Genomic DNA, 19366 nt, shown 5'->3' with positions numbered 1-19366 from the left:
ATGGGACGACAAAGTGACATAAACCATAGAAACGCAGGGATTAAACTCAACCTGGAAGACCTCTCCAGACTTAAGCAACTAAAAAACGACTCAATATCCGATTTACCACAATTGGGTTCTGTGAATTAAAAGCCGTTTTGCGAAATAAATTCTTGAAAAATTATCCACGTTAAGAAAAAATTATACTGTTGGTAACTTTTTGAGGTCTCTTATGGGACTATTGCTTATCAATTCAATATCTTTTACGCCGGATAGGTGGCGTTCGCTTCAAATAAAGCCTTCCTATTACTCAGATAAGAAAGCTCAAAATGGGAAGGACGAGGAGAAAGTTCGTCCTTCTCAAGATACGATGTCACCAGGCAAAAGCCAGAATACCAGGGAAGGTTCGGGATCGGAAAGACTCACCGAGGAAGAACGGCGGCAGTTAGAAAAACTTAAAGAGAGGGAACGTGAAGTTGTAGCCCATGAACAGGCTCATATTTCGGCTGGAGGCCGCTATGTAAGAGGCGGACCCACATATCAGTATGAGCGAGGACCCGACGGTAACCTTTATATAGTCGGTGGAGAGGTTTCAATCGATTCCTCGCCTATACCCGATGATCCGTCTGCAACCATAGAAAAGATGTTAACCGTTATTAGAGCAGCCCTAGCACCGTCTCAACCATCAGGACAGGATTACCAGGTTGCTGCAAAGGCTCAGATGGAACTCTCCAAAGCTCAGATGGAACTTTTGAAAAGGCGAGGAAAAGAAGCCTATTCGGACACATTTGAATCAAAGGGAGGATATCATCAATCCTCTGAAGCAACTTCTATATCTCTCACCGTATAATGTCTTCAAATGACGGAAGTCCTGGTAGTTTCTTTGCCTTTTTAACAGCACGAACTACAGCATGAGCTACCGCTTCTGCGGCGAGAGCTCCAACAACTGAAGTTTCTACGTCTTCGAGGTTGCCACAGCTTATAGCAAAGATGGTATCACCGTCGTATTGAGTATGAGCTGGAATAATGGTTCTGGCGAGACCGTCGTGAGCCATTTGAGCTACCTTGGTAAGTTGAGTTTTATTAAGGCGTGCATTGGTTGCTACAAGACCAACCACTGTGTTCTGCCCCTGAGGAAATCCTCTAAGTCGAGGTGTCATGCGGATCACTCGATCTGCCTGGGCTAGTTCCAGGCTATCCTGCTTTTTTCTACAACCTGCAATAAAATGCCCACTCCAGGGATCCCAAATATCTCCAAAAGCGTTAACTACAACAAGCGCTCCAACTAAAAGCCCATAGTCTGTGCTTATGCAGAAGCTCCCAAGTCCGCCCTTCATGCCCTGAGCAACTCCGTAGAGTTTTCCCACTGTGGCTCCCAAACCTGCACCAACATTTCCTTCCTTACAGGGATCGTTTGTTGCTCTTATACAAGCTTCCCAGCCCAGTTTAGCATCGGGATAAATGCTCGATCTGTTAACGCCCAAATCGAAAATTATGGCTCCAGCCACGATGGGAACCTTAGCATAGCCAGTGTCAAAACCGACGTTTTGTTCGGCAAGAAATCGCCTTACGCCATCCCCTACGGCTAGACCAAAGGCACTTCCCCCGCTGAAAAAAATCCCGTGAACTCGTTCAACCAGGTTAATTGGGGCGAGCGAATCAGTTCCATAGGTTCCTGGAGCTCCCCCACGAATATCCACTCCCGCTGTAGCTCCTTCAGGGGGAACAAGAATTACCGTGCATCCCGAAGGAAAACCATCCTTAAGATGAGCATGCCCAACTCGAATGCCAGGAATAGCCGTAATGGTATCATTCAGGGAATTCATATAGTTAACCCCTTTTTTTGTTCGCCATGATTAGCCTAGGGTGGCGTTATCGTGGAACCGTAACGTTTTAATAGATATTGATAGATGTCCTTACCTATGGCTATGCCGTTTTCGATAATATCCGGGCCAAACTGTCGCCCTGTGGGAGTTCGAAATGTCTGGGCTATTTTTCTAATGCCATCAATACCCCAGGGAAACCGCTCAATCAAGGCCTGAGGAGAAAGGCTCTGGTGATCTATCATTCGCCATATTGTATGAGTAAAGTTATCAACGCCCCAACGAAATTTGTCAGCATCGTAGAGACAATCGCTCAGGAGTTGTCCAACCGGGTTTATAGACGGGACAGGACGGCTGAAAGCTTCATGATTCCGGATAGCCCGGCAAATTATGCTTATCTCTTCTTCAGTAAAGGGAAAATCTCTAAGGATTCTTGCAGCCTCCCGAGCACCTGCTTCAGCATGGTTTGGTTCACAACGAGCTATGTCGTGAAGAAGGCCTGCGACAATACCCAACAAAAGAATTCGCTCTCTATCAGCAACCATACTTCCGCTTTGCTTGAGTTCTATGTCGAGAAGAGCTGCACAGTCCCAGGCTACTCTACTGCTGTGGTAGAGCCCATGACCAAGACACTCACATTGTGAAAGTTTTTCAGCTATGGACTCTCTAACAAGAGTCGCAACAGGATTGGTAAAATAAAGATGTCTTGATCTGGCAACTTCGGCTTCAAATCTAATGTAAAAGTCAGGTTTCTGGTATCTGGAGGCAAACTCAAGAGCCTTCCGAGAAAGCTCATCAATAAAGCATTTCACCTTTTAACTCCTCTACATATAATTCCATAAACCGATCCTCCATAGAGGCTATACGTTTTACCATAATCTCGAGCATCCGCAAAGATACCTCTGGAAATTGAACGACAAATCTTTTGAACACATCCCTTGGGACTACAAGGCAGTTGGACAAATCGACAGCCTGAGCTGAAAATAGTCTCTTAATGTCGGCAAGGAGAGCAAGGCCACCAAAAAATTCGTCAAGTTCTAACTCTTTAACGATGAAAGAACGATCCTTATAATGGCGTATCATCCTAACTCGACCGCTCTTAAGAATATACCCGTTTGTATCGTAATTGCCCTGATAAAACACGAATTGACCAGGCTGATAGGTTCTGCACGGACAAAGAGAAGCTAAAATTTTCAACTGATCTATAGGAACTGACCCAAAGGCTGGCACTCTTCTCAGCAAACTGACCTTTTCATCCAGTCCACAAGAACAGGTGGTAATCAGAAGTTTTTCAAAATCCTCTGAGTAGATCATAAAAATGCCCTTTCTTTTCGAGAAGTTCTTCGTAAGTGCCAACTTCGACTATTTTCCCGGCTCTCATTACCACAATTCTGTCATAATCCTTTACCGTTTCCAAACGATGGACAACAGAAAAAATAGTGCACTTACCTGCCAGATGATGCTTAATAAGCTCTTGAACTTTTGCCTTAGACTTATTGTCAAGACCAGAGGTTATTTCATCCAGGATTAGAATTGATGGTTTTTTAAGAAGAGTTCTAGCAAGGCACAACTTTTGCTTTTGTCCACCAGAGAGGAAACTCCCTTGAGCCCCAACCTGGCAGTCGAGCCCTTTAAGAACAACCAGGTCTTTCATCCCTAGATCTTCTATGGTGCCAAGAACTGCCGTCCTGACGGTTTCTTCTGCGTGAGCAATTTCTGTTCGAATACTTCCAAAAATTATATTTTGGAATACTGAATGTTTCCAGCAGAACCTTGCAGGGTCTATGAAGCAAAAAAGCTGGCTGTAAGTTTCATCAAGGGATTTTCTTAGAGAATCTCGGCATCTCACGATATAGTCGGTAAAAGGACCAGGAAGAGTTATAATAGGATGTGCGGCAGGGACATATCTAAGTGCCAGTTCGATAAGTAATGAAAGATCTTTTCGATCAAGTTCTCTTATGCTCTGCCGGATTTCCGCAAGACGCCCCAACATAGGAAATTCTTCTGGAGAGATTGGGGTTATCTTGGTGAAAAACTCATCTCTTAAATCCTGATTGAATATTTCCATGGTGGCTCTGATCAGAGTTTGTCCAACCATTGCAAGGGGAATAAGAAGCCCCAGTCTATCCAGAATGTCCAATATTCCAGGGTGAGCCATCAGAAGCTTCTCTTCGGGATCGGTTGTCAGACTAAAACCAAAAACTAGATTAACTCCGAGAGACTGGTAGGACAGGAAATTTTTTTCATCAAAGGATTCAATGAGAGAGAAGACTTCAGGATCTGCTTTCTCAAGAAAGTGCCTACGCATAGCGAGCACAAGGTTAGCAAATTCCTCTTCGGTTGCTTGAAGTTTTGAGTTAAGACCTAACAAGAGGATATCCTCCTCAAGCCCTACTTTTTCAATAACTTCCATAAGAACTGAGTAGCCAGGATAGGGAACTTCACAGGCTGTCGCCTCCTTTTCGAAATCCACCTTTGACCTAATATCTTTCACGGCATTGCAGGCATATAGAAGGTTATCTAGGATGGTTCCACTGAAAATAAATGGCGACTGGGAAACATAACCTACATTCAAGCTAATGTCAGCTTTGGTAAGTTCTCTGAGATCCTTGCCATCAAGCAATATGCGGCCGTTGCTGTAGGGATAAAGCTGGGCAATGAGCATAATCAGAGTGCTTTTTCCACTTCCAGAAAATCCTACAATGGCAATCCTTTCGTTTTGGCTAACCTTAAGGGACACAGAATCCACTATCCGTATGGAATGATCTACGGTAAAACTAACGTCATTCATTTCTATGTTGCCGGAAAGAGCGTAAACAGATCTATCTGAAGGCATTGGTTTGAAATCATGAGAGTAAGAAAAGGTTTCCATAATCCTTTTGTAACGAACCTTAGCGTCCTGATAACTTTGATAGTATTCTATCAACTCTTTCCATGGATCAGAAAGCTTTTCATAGGTGGACAGAAACGCAACAAGAGCACCTAAATCAAGTCTTCCTTTGATGCTAAGGTAACCACCGAACAAGAAAAGAATAAAAGGACCCAGATTTTGAAAGAAATTATTAGCCCATTTAATTAAAAACTTGATTTTTGCCATACGATAACGAAGTTCAAAAAGCGATTTAGAAAAACTTCTAAATTTTTCGCTTTCTATGTTGTAAGATGCATTACAATGAACTTCGTGTATCCCGGATATAATTTCGCCGACAAAATTACTGGCGCCCTTGGTGATATTCATGCGCTCCTGGTTTAATCTGTTGAATTTGTTTTGAAGTAAAGGAATAACAATGACCTGAAAAGGATATATGGCCAAGCTCACAACAGCTAGAAGGGGGTTAAGATAAAGCATGTATCCGGCAAAAGCCGCCAGACTGAGAATATTTACAAGGGGAGTTGCAATTGCTTCACCGAGAAATTCACCTATATTGCCAAGTTCTCCAATAAGGAATGATATGACCGTTCCAGGTGGATTTTTTCTGAAAAAGGTCAAAGGGAGGCTAAGGACATGGTTGAACAAGGCTGTGCGTATTTCGTAAAGTATTCTCTGGCCAATGAAATTTGTGATGACATTCACTGCATATTTAAGAAGACCTGCAGCTATAACGGATGTAATATAGAAAGTGCAATAAAGAAGTAGATCGGAAAGGGACTTAAGCCCAATGGCGATGTTTACGATTTTCTTCTGCATTTCTAAGGGGAGGACTCGCAAAAATATGGTTATTAAGATTAACCCAATTGCAAGCAACTGTAGCCATCGGCATCGTGTAAGAACCCAGAAGAGAAGGGGAAAATCGGTTATATTTCGCTTGTGCGACATAAAAACACCTTTAATTAAAAAGCTAACTTGACATTTTGATAATGATTATTAAATTCTTGTTTGGCTACCAAAGGAGAAGATAAAAAAATGAGGATGACAATACAACGAAAAATTATTCTTGACACTATAAGGCATTTGAAGACTCACCCAACGGCGGATGAACTTTACACCATGATTAAACCACGTTTGCCTCGTATAAGTCTTGCCACAGTTTACCGTAACCTTGAAATGTTAGCTTCCGAAGGGTTCATACAAAAGCTTACACTTCACGGTAGCACTCAAAAGCGCTTTGATGGTAATCCTCATTTCCATGCCCATGCCCAGTGCATCCGTTGTGGCAAGATAGAAGATATTATGATGGATCCCCGTCTAGATCCCAAAGCTTATGTGAAAGAAGCCTGGGGATTCGATATCCAGGAATGGACTATTGAATTTCGGGGGCTTTGCTCGGAGTGTAAAGCATCCCAGGAAGAAAGGCAGGAACGACCAAGTCAAAAGGAGGATGGTAAACATGGCAGGGAAAAGTCTAAAAGGAACACGAACTGAAAAGAATCTTCTGGCGGCTTTTGCTGGCGAATCTCAAGCCAGAAATCGCTACACTTATTTTGCATCTAAGGCTAGAGAGGAAGGCTATGAACAAATAGCCGCGATATTTGAAGAAACAGCAAACCAAGAAAAAGAACATGCGAAAAGACTGTTCAATTTCCTGGAAGGCGGCGAAGTAACAATCGAAGCCTCGTTTCCGGCCGGGGTTGTAGGTTCTACGAAGGAAAATCTTCTTGCTGCAGCAGCAGGTGAACTTTACGAGCATTCCCAGATGTATCCTGAATTCGCAAGGATAGCCGACGAAGAAGGATTTCCTGAAATCGCTACGGTTTTCAGAAATATCGCCGTGGCGGAAAAATATCACGAAAAGAGATATCGTGATTTCGTGGCAAACATAGAAGCTGGGAGAGTATTCGAGAGAGAATCTACGGTTACTTGGCGATGCAGAAACTGTGGATATATTCATGAAGGATCAACTGCTCCCGATAAATGCCCGGCTTGCGCCCATCCAAAAGCCTATTTCGAACTTCTCGGGGAAAACTGGTAAGTTTTAACCAACAACAAAACCTGGGCTTAAAAACATGCCCAGGTTTTATCTTTTACAGGAGGTGCCAAATTGAATCCTAAGCTATGGCAGTGTCAGACAACAAACTGTGGATATATATACGATCCAGACCGAGGCGATCGAAAAGGGAAGATTCCCAAGGGCACCCCTTTTGAAGATCTTCCCGATGATTGGAAATGCCCTGTATGTGGAGCATCTAAAAAAATGTTTCGACCCGTAGAAACTCCATCAACCGCTAAATAATAAGGGGGTCACATGAAAGTGGTAGAAATAAAGCCCGATGTTTTTTGGGTAGGTGCTATAGACTGGAATATTCGAGACTTCCACGGCTATTCAACCTACAAAGGCACAACATATAATGCTTTTCTCATAAAGGACGATAAAATTACGCTCGTTGACACGGTAAAAGGACCTTTTTTCAATGAGTTGCTTCATCACATAAGTCAGATCGTTGAGCCCAATAAGATCGATTATCTGGTTATAAACCATGTCGAAATGGACCATTCGGGATCATTCCTTCAGACAGTGGATGCTATCAAGCCCGAAAAGATTATATGTTCTGAAATGGGCGAAAAAGCTCTGGTTCAGCACTTCAAGCGAACTGACCTTCCCTATCAAGTCGTAAAAACCGGAGACTCCATACGGACAGGCAAAAAAACAATTCATTTTATCGAAACTCGCATGCTTCACTGGCCAGACAGTATGTTCACATACATTCCCGAAGACAAACTTCTCATATCGAGTGATGCCTTTGGTCAACACTGGGCAACGAGCGCTCGCTTTGATGATGAAGTTCCATTTGACGAATTGATGAATCATGCTGCCAAATACTACGCCAACATCTTGCTTTTATACTCTCCTCTCGTACAGAAGCTTCTTGCAAAAGTTAAAGAACTGAATCTTGATATCGACATGATCGCTCCAGATCACGGCCTTATCTGGAGAAAAAATCCCCTTGCTATCATTGAAGCCTATGACCGATGGAGTCGCCAGGAAGCTAAGAGAAAAGCCATTGTTGTCTATGACACCATGTGGCACAGCACAGAAAAAATGGCAAGATCTATAACTGATGGGCTGATTGACGAAGGAATAGAAACTATTCCCATGTCGCTTAAAGTTTATCATAGAAGTGACATCATGACGGAACTTCTAGATTCTAAAGGACTTGTGGTTGGATCTCCCACTATAAATAACGGCATTTTTCCAACTATTGCCGATATCCTGACATACATGAAGGGGCTTAAACCTGTAGGAAAGATTGGTTTTGCCTTCGGATCCTACGGCTGGAGCGGCGAAGCGGCTAAAATCATATCTCAATATCTTTCCGAAATGAAAGTAGAACAAATCATAGAGGAACCTCTACGAATCCAGTATGTCCCCGATCACGAAGCCCTTAAAAAATGTTACGAACTAGGGCGTAAGCTTGGAGAACGCATCAAAGAAACTGTCTAACCAGGGGAGGGATTGAAAAATGGACGTAGTATTTCTATCGCGGCTCCAGTTTGCCGCAGCAACTTACTTTCATTTTTTGTTTGTCCCTCTTACTCTCGGACTTTCCATCCTTATCGCGCTCATGGAAACCAAATATGTAAAGACAGGGGACGAAACCTACCGTAACATGGCTAAATTCTGGGGAAAGATTTTTCTGGTAAACTTTGCTGTGGGGGTAGTTACAGGTATTACCCTTGAGTTTCAATTTGGCACCAACTGGGCTAAGTATTCCAAATATGTTGGGGATGTTTTTGGATCTCTTCTTGCCATCGAAGCTTCGGTGGCTTTCTTTCTTGAATCCACTTTTATTGCTGTATGGGCGCTGGGATGGAAACGACTTTCTCCAAAGGCTCACGCTGTGAGCATATGGCTGGTGGCTCTGGCATCCAATATCTCCGCCTTCTGGATCCTTACAGCAAACGCTTGGATGCAACACCCGGTTGGATACGTTATTCGCGGGGATCGCGCAGAACTCGATAGCTTCTGGGCTCTTATAACCCAGAGCTTTGCCTTACACGAAATCTTTCATACTCTCGCCGGTTCTTACATTCTTACCGGTTTCTTCGTAATGGCAATAAGCGCCTATCATTTGCTAAAGAAGCAACACATAGACTTTTTCAAGCGATCCTTCGCATTAGGGGTTAGTATGGCTCTTATTTTCTCCGTTCTGGAGGTAATCCAGGGACATATGAACGGGGCTGAAGTGGCTAAATATCAACCTGCAAAGCTTGCAGCTATGGAATCCTTCTGGGAAACGAGAGATTATGCTCCTCAGTATTTATTTATAATTCCAGATGAAAAAAACGAGCGAAATCTCGTTGAAATCGGCAAAATACCAGGTTTGCTGAGCATGTTAGCTTACCATTCTCCAAAGGCAACCGTTAAAGGTTTGAAGGATTTTCCTAAAGACGAGCGTCCCCCTGTGGCTATCACCTTCTGGTCTTTTCGCATAATGGTAGGTCTTGGATTCCTTTTCCCGATTCTGGCTTTCATTGGATGGATAAAGAGGAAAAACATAGAAAACCATCCTCGTCTACTAAAGCTATTTTTATTTGCTCTCCCGCTCCCCTACATAGCTCTCCAAGCCGGCTGGACATTAACCGAAGTCGGAAGGCAACCCTGGGTTGTCTATGGAATCCTTAAGACAAACGAAGCCGCTTCTGTGCTTGAAAAAAGTCAGGTGCTTTTTTCATTATTTGGGCTTGTGGTTCTTTACACAGTTATCGGAATTATTGCCGCATATCTAATAGTAAAATTTGTCAAAGAAGGTCCCGAGGCGGCAAATTAATAAAAATACAAGGGAGGGGAAGCAATGCTTCTTTCAATATGGTTTTTTCTATGGGGACTTTTATGGGCAGTATATTTCATGCTTGACGGGTTTGATCTGGGACTTGGCGCCCTAAGCCCTTTTATTGCTAAAAACCCGAAAGAACGCGCCACAATCTATCATGCAATAGGTCCCTTCTGGAATGGAAACGAAGTCTGGCTTATTGCCGCTGGAGGAGTCACCTTTGCTGCCTTTCCAACAGCTTACGCAGTTTTATTCAGTAGCTTTTATTCACCGCTCATGATCATCCTTTTTGCTCTTATCATAAGAGGTGTAAGCATAGAATTTCGTGATAAATCAACCAGTCCAGGATGGCAGAAGCTATGGGATACGGGGGTATTTCTGGGAAGTATAATCCCGGCTATACTCTTTGGAGTAGCTTTTGCTAACATATTCAAAGGTGTGCCTATTGATGGCGAGGGAATATTCCGAGGTAGCCTTGTAGATCTTCTCAATCCATACGGCATATTAGGTGGACTCCTGTTTCTCTGCCTGTTTTTGCTTCATGGAGCCATCTGGCTTGCTGTAAAAACCGAAGGAGAACTAAGACAGAGAGGTTTTCAATATGCTAAAAACCTGTGGTTTCCCACTGTCCTTGTAGCCGCAGGCTTTCTGGTTGCCACATGGTTTAACACTTCTCTTTATGTAAACTATTTCGAAAAACCCCTTCTTTACGCCGTTCCGTCAGTTCTTATTCCTCTTGCCGTTCTTGGTGGAATTGCTGGTGTTTTTTATTTCATTAAAAAAGAACACCCATGGTATGCCTGGGCGTCATCAGCCATAATTATTGTTGGAGTGACCTTCTTTGGAATTGTGGGGCTTTACCCCAATCTCCTTCCTTCAAGCCTCGATGCGGCTTACAGCCTTACTATCTACAACGCTGCTTCGAGTCCTCTCACACTTAAGATTATGCTCACAGTAGTTGTAATCTTCGTTCCTGTGGTTATAGCTTACCAGTTATGGGTTTATAAGCTGTTTAGCCACCCTGTAACCGAAGAAGAAAGCGGCTATTAATGCCGACTATAGTTTGGGCTGGGATCGAAGATTCATCTAAAATCTGCTCGATCCCAGCCTCCTCAAAAGCCAGCTAAGGCTTGCCCTTATAGCAAGGCTTCTGTCTTCGGAATTCAGAAACCGATGATCGGCCTCATCAAATAAAATCATGTCTCCACCCGTTACGTCCCTTATACGAACAGCGTCATTCCAGGGGACAATTTCGTCTTTTATACCATGAACTATCAGACACGGGCGATAAATCTCAGGTTGGGCTTTCAATACAACACCGATTTTTTCAAGATTCTTTGGATGTCCTAAAGGATCTGCCGGATCAAGAAAATCACAAAAAGGTTTGGATCGTCTTAAGAAACCTTCCAGAGCAGAAACGTCAAAGGGGGTGGCCCAGGAGATCAAAGCATCGGCTTTTAAGGGATGATCATCGGGTAGAATCTTTTCCGGCATGACCATTACAACATCTTGATACAAGAAACCGTAAAGATAAGCTAGATAGCCACCAAAACTGGACCCCCATAAAAATAACTTTTCTCCTGATTTAAACACATCGCACTTTATCCATTCAATCACGGTCACTAAGTCCCTAAATCGAGAAAATATAAGGGAATGTTTTAACGGGGATTTGCTCTCACCTGATCCAGCCTGATCGAACATCACAGCTCTTAAGCCATTCTCGGATAAGGATTCCGCCATTGCCACAAACTTTTCCGAATCTTTGTAGCCCATAAGCCCGTGGAGGAGAACAACAGTGCCAATTGTCATTCCCTCTGGTTCGTGAACAACAACGGGAATTTCACCGTTTACGAAATGGCGTAAGACTGCTCTCATATTTTTATTCCTCTTTTCGTCTAACGGCGTAGAGTTCGACTTCCATCGGAGCGTCACCACCTTTGAGTTTCACGATCATTTGTTTAAACTTAAAGTGGGTTACCAACTTTTCAAAAAACAGAGGAGTCTTCAGATCTTTGTTCTTAGCAAGAAATATAGTGCCTCCTGGGGCCAATGCCTGGCTCAGGAAGGAAATCAGGATGTCGTATGTGCGGCGATCATAGACCACTTCAGAACCAATGATCATCTCAAAGGGGCGTCCTGTGTAAGGGAGTCTCCAATCCAGAGCTACTACTGGCACATGAGGACAATCGTTCATCAATGCATTAGCTCGTGCAAAGAGCAAAGCATCTTCGCTTATGTCGCTTATAGTTACATCATGTCCACAGAGAGCCGCATAAACGCCCACAATGCCCATCCCAGCACCGATTTCAAGCACTTTTTGTCCGGGAACTGGCGGGGTTTTCTCCATAAAGAGTGCCAGAACAAAGCTCGGTTCCCATATTTTGGTCCACCACTGCATTTCCATAAGATGCAATAAAAGTTCATCGCTAAGTTGTTCGGGGCGTGCGGGAGAAACGCTACCCGGAGTCTGATTTAAGGTTTCTTCTAACTTTTTTAATATCTGATCTTCCATATCTTTTATCTGGAGCAACTTCAACGTCTTGCTCCCGATCTTAACGGATTCAACTTCCACATTATAGCGCGATCGTATAATATCCATGAGTTCATCAAGCGAAAGGGTCATAATGGATGAAATGTTCATGCTGTTTGTCCTTTCTTTTTGGCAAAGTTATGATACTGAACTGGTGCGAAATCTTTCTCCACAGAGCATGAATTTATGTGGAGTAGCGATTGTTTAATCGCAACAAATCGACCATACAACAATTTTTATTAAAGATCAAAATGCAAGGAGAGATGAAATGGCAGAAGAACGGATGTTGAAAGATTGCCGCAAGTTTGAAGAAATGTTCGTAAGGGAAGGAACCTATATAATAGAAGAAGCCTTCGTGATTACCACAAATGAGCCACGCCGCGGGATTGCTTTACGGGATGCCTTTCTGGAAGTGGAAAAGGATGGAAATCATAAAATAGTGCATGGCAGAGCTACAGTTCACAATCTCTCACTTGTAGAACTTTTTGAGGACAACGAACTGCTCGATATGATCATAAATATGGGGGAAGGCTTCAAATTTTATCTTAAAAACCCCGCAATACAGGCTGGAAAAGTCTTCTCCCCTACAGTCTCATCCACAATGCGATTTATTCCCAGAGAATCCTTTGATCATATTTCTGATACCGAATACGCAAAGATTGTTGATTCCATCGTTCTTATTGACCCCAGGTTTAGACAGGCTGGCTGATGAAAAAGCTATTTTCTAGCTGATTGCTAAAAAGTCGGCAAAGGAGTAAATTTTGTAATGTGATCCAGTAAGACCTAGATTAACTAAAAGAACCAAAAAAAGGGGTAGAAGCCGTGCTTAGAACTTACTTAAAAACTGCCGTTTTTTTCTTGGTTTTGGTGGTTTCCACCATAATTTTTGGGATAGGTGCCCTGGTTACTCTTTTAATTACCAAAAATCCCGATCTAGGGCATTATTATTGGGCTCGCATTTGGGGACTAATTCAACTAAAAGCCACAGGCACAAAAGTCATTGTAAGAAATAAGCAATTTGTAAATCCCAAGGAGACTTATGTTTATATGGGGAACCATCAGAGTTGGTTTGACATCTTTGTGTTGCTTGCTTATGTGCCGGGTCAATTCCGATGGTTGGCTAAAGAAGAACTTTACAAAATCCCAATAGTGGGACAGGCAATGAGATTAATTGGCTATATCCCGATAGATCGAAGTAACAGAGCTAAGGCTTTTGAAAGTATAGACAAGGCTGCAGAAAAGATACAAGAAGGTGCATCAGTAATGATTTTTCCTGAGGGCACCAGAAGTCGTGACGGAGTGTTACAGCCTTTTAAAAAAGGCGGTTTTATTCTGGCGATTAAAAGCAAAAAACCGATTCTACCCATCAGTATAAGCGGTTCTTACCGAATCATGCGCAAGGGATCATGGATTGTTAATCCCGGCGTGATTACTCTTACTTTTCATCCTCCCATTCCAACGGAAAATTACAGCATTGACGACAGAGATCATCTTATATCGCTCGTGGAAAAAGCAATACGTCAGGGGCTTACTCCCGAAGAAGGTGGCATATGCGATCAGCCTTCAGCATCACAATCTGAATAGTTAAGAGAGGTTACACCATAATGAATAACAGTCAGTCCATTTCCTCTTACCCTGTGAAGATTATTCCTCTAGGCGGGCTCGGAGAAATAGGCCTCAACATGATGGTAGTGGAATATGAAGACTCGATCCTTATCATAGATGCTGGCCTAATGTTTCCAGAAGAGGAAATGTTCGGGATCGATATTGTAATTCCGGATTTTGACTACTTACGAGATAACGCTCAAAAAGTTAAGGCACTGATTGTCACACACGGACACGAAGATCATATTGGAGCAATTCCTTTCCTGCTTCAGGAATTCCCCGTCCCTATCTACGCAACATCCTTTACTCTGGCTCTTATCAAGGAAAAACTGGCTGAACATAACCTGCTCGGCAGAACATCTTTTCATACTATCGTTCCCAAAGAACCTTTTTCGATAGGTCCATTTATAATAGAACCTTTTAGAGTATGTCACAGCATTCCTGATGGGGTTGGTTTTATTATTTCTACTCCCTGTGGAGTTATTGTCCATTCAGGCGACTTCAAGATTGATCATACTCCCATTGATGGCAGGGTCTTTGATATCGGAAGGTTGAGCCTATACTCCGAACAGGGAGTGCTTCTTCTTCTCTCAGATTCTACAAACGTAGAAAGAGAAGGCTATGCAATTTCAGAAAAAGAGGTTGGCAAGACTTTTCAGGACATATTCCAAGTGGCCAAAGGGCGCATCATTATAGCCGTTTTCGCCAGCAATATTCACCGCATCCAGCAAATCATATACACAGCTAGACAATTTGGAAGAAAGATCCTTTTTCACGGCAAATCCATTCAAACCAATGTGCGGCTTGCTGAAGAACTGGGCTATCTTAACATTTCTCCCGAAGACAAGATAGCTCTCAAAGACCTTCCCTTTATGCCAGATCACAGGGTTGTGATGATAACAACAGGAACTCAGGGCGAACCGATGAGCGCCTTAACGAGAATTGCTTTTGATGACCATAAGTGGATCAAACTGAAACCGGGGGATACGGTTGTATTTTCGTCCAAATTTATTCCAGGCAATGAGCGGACAATTCATAATGTGATCAACAATCTTTATCGTCGAGGAACGAATGTTATTTACGAAAGCGTGGAAGCTATTCATGCCTCTGGCCATGCCCATCAGGAAGAACTTAAATGGTTGATCGGGTTGGTTAAGCCCAAGTTTTTTGTGCCCATTCATGGCGAATATCGCCATCTTGCTAAACACTGTGCTCTAGCCAGAGAAATCGGCATACCCCCCGAAAACTGCTTTCTTCTTGAAAACGGTGACGTATTAAATTTGTGGCAGGAGCGTGCAGTTCTGAGCCCTAAAATATCTTCTGGAAGAGTATTTGTTGACGGTAAGGGCATTGGTGATATTGATAAACCCGTGCTAAGAGACAGAAAACACCTGGCAGAAGACGGGCTTGTCATAGTTTCCCTTGTAATTGATCAGGAATATCGAAGTATTCTCAGTGGTCCAGATGTTTTTAGTAAAGGGTTTATATCAGAAGAGATAAACTCTGACATAATCCACTGTGCACAGTGCCTTATCCTTGAAATCTTTGACCGTTATATCGAAGGGGGCGCTATACCTGATGCTGGAGAAATTCAACGTGAAATTCGCAAAGAATTGAAAAAATTCTTTGTAAAAATCTTAGGAAGGCGACCTGTCATCTATCCTATTGTAATGGAGGTATAGCAAAAAGGTGATTGACAGGCGAAAGAAACATGAACTTTTGGGAATTTCTATAGCCTTTGGAAGCACCGTTATCCTCCTCAGCCTTTTATCCTATAGTCCTTCCGATCCTACTTTGTTTGGTTTTTCGCCATCGAGGCTTGAAACAAAAAACTGGATGGGGCTTTTTGGGTCTCATCTTGCAAGACTTATTTATACCCCTTTCGGATTAGCGTCTCTGATACTCCCCATCACTCTTTTCAGGCTTGCATGGGACATCTTTTGGGAACGTAAATTAAAATTAGTTTTTTATGTTTTTGTGCCTATCCTTGGACTTGTCAGCAGTTCCATTCTGCTAAGCCTTTTTGCTAAGGAGATCCATCTTCGAGGAGAAAAGATTTCTGGTGGGGGCATTGTGGGAGAATGGATCACAAGGCACATGATTGAAATCTTTTCATATACAGGAACTATAATCATAGTGCTGGGAGTTGGTTTATGCGTAACGGTTGCTTTTCTTCCCTGGAGTCTTTTGGAAATATTTGCAAATCTTAAATATCTCGCACATTTTATTGGCGGGCATCTCTCTAGATTTTTCAGTTACTTAGGCAAAGTTGTAACGAACACCATTTCTGCAATAAGAGCTAAAAACTTCCGTAAGACCTCATCCAAAAACAATAAAAATTCTAACACGGTTAGGGGAAAACTTACCCCCGTAGCAGTCATAACATCATCTAATAACTTCTCTACATCCGCCGAACCTAATAATAATGACCCCGTTCTAGACAACCTCTTCGCCAGTAGCCTTGTGGAATCTGCACCATCCATCCCCAGTAATCGTCCGTCTGTAGAATCTAACACTAAAAAATTAGAATCTTCGCATCGTCCATCGTCATCCCCACCGTCCACATCATTCTATTCTTTTGGTTTTCCCAGTATCGATCTTCTGGACAAGTATGAAACTCGTCAGGACTATGAAGACTCCAAGATTCTTCAGAAAAAGGCGGAAGTGCTGACTCAGAAGCTAGCTGATTTCGGTGTTCATGGTGAAGTTGTCAACATTCTTCCAGGTCCTGTGATCACCATGTTCGAATATGTGCCAGCACCTGGTATTAAAATAAGCCGGATCGTGAACCTCCAAAATGATCTCACCATGGCGCTAAAGGCCATGAGCATTCGTATTGTTGCGCCAATTCCTGGTAAGGCAGCAGTTGGAATTGAAATTCCAAATGCCAAGAGACAGTTAGTTAGCATACGTTCAGTAATTGAATCATCGGAGTTTCAGGAAGCCACCGCCCCTTTAACCATAGCTCTAGGAAAAGATACCACCGGTAGTCCTGTGGCAACCAATCTGGCAAAAATGCCCCATCTTCTTATTGCAGGGGCTACGGGAACAGGTAAAAGTGTATGTCTTAACTCAATTCTTACAAGCCTTCTTTTTAGAAATACTCCCTTTACTTTAAGACTTCTTCTTATCGACCCCAAACGGATTGAGTTGAGTTTCTATGAAGGTATTCCACACCTAATTCACCCGGTCGTAACCGATGTCAAAAAAGCTACCAAGGCTTTACAGTGGGCAGTGGAAGAAATGGAACAAAGATATGAGCTTATGGCTCAATTCAACGCCAGAAACATTGAAGGTTACAATAAGAAAGTGGCGGAAGAGAAAAAACAGACATCGGAAGGAAACGATTTCAAACCTTTACCCTACCTGGTTGTGATTATAGATGAACTGGCGGACTTAATGATGGTAGCTTCTCGAGAAGTGGAAGAATACATTACGAGGCTTGCTCAAATGGCCAGAGCAGCAGGAATCCATCTTGTTCTTGCTACTCAGAGGCCATCCGTGGATGTAATTACCGGTCTCATTAAGGCGAACATTCCATCGCGCATCTCCTTTCAGGTTTCTTCAAAAATAGATTCCCGTACTATCCTGGATGCTCCCGGAGCAGAAACTCTTCTCGGTTCGGGAGACATGTTGTTCCTCCCTCCGGGAACAGCAAAACTTCAGCGCATTCATGGTGCTTTTATATCGGATCGGGAAGTGCAACGCATTACGGACTTCTGGCGAGAACAGGCAAAGACTGCTGGATGGGAACCAGAACATATAGATCTTACTGAGGATGCGACTTCAGGTGAAATAAGCGACGAAGATATTGACGAAAAATACGAAGAAGCGGTAAAGCTCGTGCTCGAAACTCGGCAAGCATCTATTTCGATGCTTCAGAGGCGACTACGGGTGGGTTACAATAGAGCTGCTAGAATGATAGAACTTATGGAAAAACAGGGCATTGTGGGACCTTCGGACGGTATCAAGCCAAGAGAGGTGCTTGGGCCTCCAAGAAATTCCTGAAAAGCTCTAGAAAGGATTTGCTTAAATGAACAGGAAAAGGCTTTGTAAATCTACTACAAGTTGGTTATTCACCATATTGGTTGCGATTGGAATTTTAATAACAGGCTCAGGAAAAATTCTATCTGCTGAGAATGCTAACCTTAAGGAAGCAATCAGTCTCGTCAAAGCTATCGAGCAAAAGTATCATTCGGCAAATTTTTTTTATGCTGATTTTATTCAACAAATATACCCCCCTAATGTTACTGCTCCATCGGCTGAAGCTACAGGTCGTTTCAGTTTTGCAAAGCCCTGTCTTATGCGGTGGGAGTATCATTCTCCGGAGGAACAGGTTGTCGTCACCTACCCTGCTATAGGATGGCTCTACGCAGTGAAGGACAGGGAAGTTCAGGTCTTTGACACAGGTTCTCTCTATAAATCCGTTGTGGCAAAAGCATTCCTTAAAAGCATTCTAGAATCATTTGAAGTAGTTGACTGGTCCCGATCAGAAAGTGACCCTGAAAGTTTTATTGTTGTTTTAAAACCCAAAGTAAACGATGCTCAAATTGCCAAAGTAGAACTAGTCATACATAAGCCCGATGCAACTTTGACTAGAATCATTGGAGAGGATCAGGCAGGAACCAGAAATATGCTTATATTTACGAACCAGAAATGGGAAGGATCATTTTCTCAGAAAGAATTTATGCCCAATTTTCCCCAAGATGTATCAATTTCTAACGAGCAAGGAGAAACCATTTCTTACGACAAATTCATGAAACTATTTGAAGAAAAGAAAGGAGTCTTGGACTGCAGCCATGAATCAGTTATCAAAAAGTGATGTTGTTCAAAAAATTGAAAAACTCAGAAAAGACCGCAACGCTGTAATTTTGGCTCACAATTACCAGCCCCCTGAAATTCAAGACATTGCTGACTTTACCGGGGACTCTTTAGAACTCAGTCGAAAAGCGGCAGAAACAAAAGCTTCGGTCATTGTTTTCTGCGGTGTGGCTTTTATGGCAGAAACAGCAGCGGTATTAAACCCTGATAAGATCGTAATACTTCCCAGACAGGACGCTGGCTGTCCGATGGCTGACATGATCACTCCCAAAGATATGGAAGAAATCCAGCGAGAACATCCCGGAGTTCCCATTGTGACCTATGTAAACACCACAGCGGCTGTAAAGGCTAAAAGCACGATATGTTGCACCTCGGCAAACGCTATTAAGGTAGTTACTTCACTAGATTCGGATACCGTTTATATGGCGCCAGACAAAAACCTTGCTCTTTATACAGCTCGCCATGTTAAAAAACGTATCCTTTTCTGGAATGGCTACTGCCCTATACATCACAATCTATCCGCAGAAGATGTAATGAAAGCCAAGGAAGAACATCCTAAAGCTCTTTTCATAGCTCACCCGGAATGTCCCCCCGACGTAATCGACCTGGCCGATGGGGTTTTCAGTACTTCCGGTATGCTTCGTTTCGTGGCTGAATCACCGTCGAATGAATTTATTATCGGGACCGAAATGGGCATTCTATACACAATGCAAAAACAAAATCCGTCCAAACGATTTTATCCTGCATCTTCTAAACTTCTATGTCCTGACATGAAAAAAATATCTCTGGAAGATGTGTTGGTATCGCTAGAAACTCTTGAGCCAAGAACTGTTGTCCCGGAAAATGTGCGAATTGATGCTCTCAAAGCTATAGAGAAGATGCTCGCTATTACTTAAGG

19 protein-coding genes are annotated in these 19366 nt (G+C 42.9%); 13 read left to right on the top strand and 6 right to left on the bottom strand.

Going from position 1 to position 19366, the window contains the following annotated elements; translation table 11 throughout:
- The first annotated feature begins 211 nt into the window (after window positions 1-211).
- A complete protein-coding gene (locus WHS38_04555) occupies window positions 212-829 on the top strand; it encodes a putative metalloprotease CJM1_0395 family protein (GenBank protein MEJ5300242.1) in 618 nt (205 codons plus the stop codon).
- Here WHS38_04555 and WHS38_04550 read toward each other — a convergent pair.
- Genes WHS38_04550 through WHS38_04535 form a run of 4 tightly spaced genes read right to left on the bottom strand, consistent with a single transcriptional unit; the run spans window position 819 to window position 5619 of the window.
- Window positions 819-1805 (bottom strand): P1 family peptidase, encoded by a 987-nt coding sequence (locus WHS38_04550; protein MEJ5300241.1) that lies wholly within the window; start codon window positions 1803-1805, stop codon window positions 819-821. The two genes, WHS38_04555 and WHS38_04550, sit on opposite strands and share 11 nt — an antisense overlap.
- A 35-nt stretch (window positions 1806-1840) precedes the next feature.
- Window positions 1841-2614: an HD domain-containing protein gene (locus WHS38_04545; protein ID MEJ5300240.1), complete on the bottom strand. Its 774-nt coding sequence runs from the start codon at window positions 2612-2614 to the stop codon at window positions 1841-1843.
- A complete protein-coding gene (locus WHS38_04540) occupies window positions 2598-3116 on the bottom strand; it encodes a Crp/Fnr family transcriptional regulator (protein ID MEJ5300239.1) in 519 nt (172 codons plus the stop codon). The genes WHS38_04545 and WHS38_04540 overlap by 17 nt, the downstream gene beginning before the upstream one ends.
- Entirely contained in the window at window positions 3094-5619 is a 2526-nt protein-coding gene (locus WHS38_04535; protein MEJ5300238.1) for an ABC transporter ATP-binding protein/permease, read from the bottom strand. Before WHS38_04535 ends, WHS38_04540 begins: the two co-directional genes overlap by 23 nt.
- 87 nt (window positions 5620-5706) lie before the next feature.
- On the opposite strand from WHS38_04535, the gene WHS38_04530 reads away from it, so the two are divergent.
- The 6 genes from WHS38_04530 (at window position 5707) to cydB (ending at window position 10562) form a co-directional block, all read left to right on the top strand.
- Window positions 5707-6165 (top strand): transcriptional repressor, encoded by a 459-nt coding sequence (locus WHS38_04530; protein ID MEJ5300237.1) that lies wholly within the window; start codon window positions 5707-5709, stop codon window positions 6163-6165.
- Entirely contained in the window at window positions 6131-6712 is a 582-nt protein-coding gene (locus tag WHS38_04525) for a rubrerythrin family protein (protein ID MEJ5300236.1), read from the top strand. Before WHS38_04530 ends, WHS38_04525 begins: the two co-directional genes overlap by 35 nt.
- Window positions 6713-6781: 69 nt before the next feature.
- Entirely contained in the window at window positions 6782-6973 is a 192-nt protein-coding gene (locus WHS38_04520) for a rubredoxin (GenBank protein MEJ5300235.1), read from the top strand.
- Window positions 6974-6985: 12 nt separating this feature from the next.
- Window positions 6986-8182, top strand: coding sequence for a flavodoxin domain-containing protein (locus WHS38_04515; protein MEJ5300234.1), 1197 nt, complete (start codon window positions 6986-6988; stop codon window positions 8180-8182).
- Window positions 8183-8201: 19 nt separating this feature from the next.
- Window positions 8202-9509 carry a cytochrome ubiquinol oxidase subunit I gene (locus WHS38_04510; protein ID MEJ5300233.1) on the top strand — a complete coding sequence of 436 codons (1308 nt, stop codon included), beginning with the start codon at window positions 8202-8204 and terminating at the stop codon, window positions 9507-9509.
- A gap of 24 nt (window positions 9510-9533) precedes the next feature.
- Window positions 9534-10562 (top strand): cytochrome d ubiquinol oxidase subunit II, encoded by a 1029-nt coding sequence (cydB, locus tag WHS38_04505; protein MEJ5300232.1) that lies wholly within the window; start codon window positions 9534-9536, stop codon window positions 10560-10562.
- A 36-nt stretch (window positions 10563-10598) separates the two neighbouring features.
- On the opposite strand, the gene WHS38_04500 is transcribed toward cydB, so the two are convergent.
- On the bottom strand, window positions 10599-11387 hold the full coding sequence (locus WHS38_04500) for an alpha/beta fold hydrolase (GenBank protein MEJ5300231.1): 789 nt from the start codon (window positions 11385-11387) through the stop codon (window positions 10599-10601).
- 4 nt (window positions 11388-11391) lie between these two features.
- A complete protein-coding gene (locus tag WHS38_04495) occupies window positions 11392-12153 on the bottom strand; it encodes a methyltransferase (protein MEJ5300230.1) in 762 nt (253 codons plus the stop codon).
- Between the two features lie 157 nt (window positions 12154-12310).
- On the opposite strand from WHS38_04495, the gene WHS38_04490 reads away from it, so the two are divergent.
- From WHS38_04490 to nadA, 6 genes are all read left to right on the top strand, one after another.
- Window positions 12311-12751: a hypothetical protein gene (locus WHS38_04490; protein ID MEJ5300229.1), complete on the top strand. Its 441-nt coding sequence runs from the start codon at window positions 12311-12313 to the stop codon at window positions 12749-12751.
- A gap of 113 nt (window positions 12752-12864) precedes the next feature.
- On the top strand, window positions 12865-13626 hold the full coding sequence (locus WHS38_04485) for a lysophospholipid acyltransferase family protein (protein MEJ5300228.1): 762 nt from the start codon (window positions 12865-12867) through the stop codon (window positions 13624-13626).
- Window positions 13627-13646: 20 nt separating this feature from the next.
- Window positions 13647-15329: a ribonuclease J gene (locus WHS38_04480; GenBank protein MEJ5300227.1), complete on the top strand. Its 1683-nt coding sequence runs from the start codon at window positions 13647-13649 to the stop codon at window positions 15327-15329.
- Window positions 15330-15336: 7 nt separating this feature from the next.
- A complete protein-coding gene (locus WHS38_04475) occupies window positions 15337-17655 on the top strand; it encodes a DNA translocase FtsK 4TM domain-containing protein (GenBank protein ID MEJ5300226.1) in 2319 nt (772 codons plus the stop codon).
- A gap of 25 nt (window positions 17656-17680) precedes the next feature.
- Complete coding sequence (locus tag WHS38_04470) at window positions 17681-18469, top strand: outer membrane lipoprotein carrier protein LolA (protein ID MEJ5300225.1); 789 nt, start codon at window positions 17681-17683, stop codon at window positions 18467-18469.
- Window positions 18447-19364, top strand: coding sequence for a quinolinate synthase NadA (nadA, locus tag WHS38_04465; protein MEJ5300224.1), 918 nt, complete (start codon window positions 18447-18449; stop codon window positions 19362-19364). The genes WHS38_04470 and nadA overlap by 23 nt, the downstream gene beginning before the upstream one ends.
- Window positions 19365-19366: the final 2 nt, after the last annotated feature.

This window comes from Thermodesulforhabdaceae bacterium (assembly GCA_037482015.1).
In the GTDB taxonomy this organism is placed as follows: domain Bacteria; phylum Desulfobacterota; class Syntrophobacteria; order Syntrophobacterales; family Thermodesulforhabdaceae; genus JAOACS01.
This window is presented reverse-complemented; position numbering and strand designations above follow the sequence as displayed.

Coding starts and splice junctions, on each gene's coding strand:
- WHS38_04525 (MEJ5300236.1), top strand. CDS start 6,131: ATGGCAGGGAAAAGTCTAAAAGGAACACGAACTGAAAAGAATCTTCTG.
- WHS38_04515 (MEJ5300234.1), top strand. CDS start 6,986: ATGAAAGTGGTAGAAATAAAGCCCGATGTTTTTTGGGTAGGTGCTATA.
- WHS38_04470 (MEJ5300225.1), top strand. CDS start 17,681: ATGAACAGGAAAAGGCTTTGTAAATCTACTACAAGTTGGTTATTCACC.
- WHS38_04490 (MEJ5300229.1), top strand. CDS start 12,311: ATGGCAGAAGAACGGATGTTGAAAGATTGCCGCAAGTTTGAAGAAATG.
- WHS38_04535 (MEJ5300238.1), bottom strand. CDS start 5,619: ATGTCGCACAAGCGAAATATAACCGATTTTCCCCTTCTCTTCTGGGTT.
- WHS38_04530 (MEJ5300237.1), top strand. CDS start 5,707: ATGAGGATGACAATACAACGAAAAATTATTCTTGACACTATAAGGCAT.
- WHS38_04500 (MEJ5300231.1), bottom strand. CDS start 11,387: ATGAGAGCAGTCTTACGCCATTTCGTAAACGGTGAAATTCCCGTTGTT.
- WHS38_04555 (MEJ5300242.1), top strand. CDS start 212: ATGGGACTATTGCTTATCAATTCAATATCTTTTACGCCGGATAGGTGG.
- WHS38_04495 (MEJ5300230.1), bottom strand. CDS start 12,153: ATGAACATTTCATCCATTATGACCCTTTCGCTTGATGAACTCATGGAT.
- cydB (MEJ5300232.1), top strand. CDS start 9,534: ATGCTTCTTTCAATATGGTTTTTTCTATGGGGACTTTTATGGGCAGTA.
- WHS38_04550 (MEJ5300241.1), bottom strand. CDS start 1,805: ATGAATTCCCTGAATGATACCATTACGGCTATTCCTGGCATTCGAGTT.
- nadA (MEJ5300224.1), top strand. CDS start 18,447: ATGAATCAGTTATCAAAAAGTGATGTTGTTCAAAAAATTGAAAAACTC.
- WHS38_04510 (MEJ5300233.1), top strand. CDS start 8,202: ATGGACGTAGTATTTCTATCGCGGCTCCAGTTTGCCGCAGCAACTTAC.
- WHS38_04540 (MEJ5300239.1), bottom strand. CDS start 3,116: ATGATCTACTCAGAGGATTTTGAAAAACTTCTGATTACCACCTGTTCT.
- WHS38_04480 (MEJ5300227.1), top strand. CDS start 13,647: ATGAATAACAGTCAGTCCATTTCCTCTTACCCTGTGAAGATTATTCCT.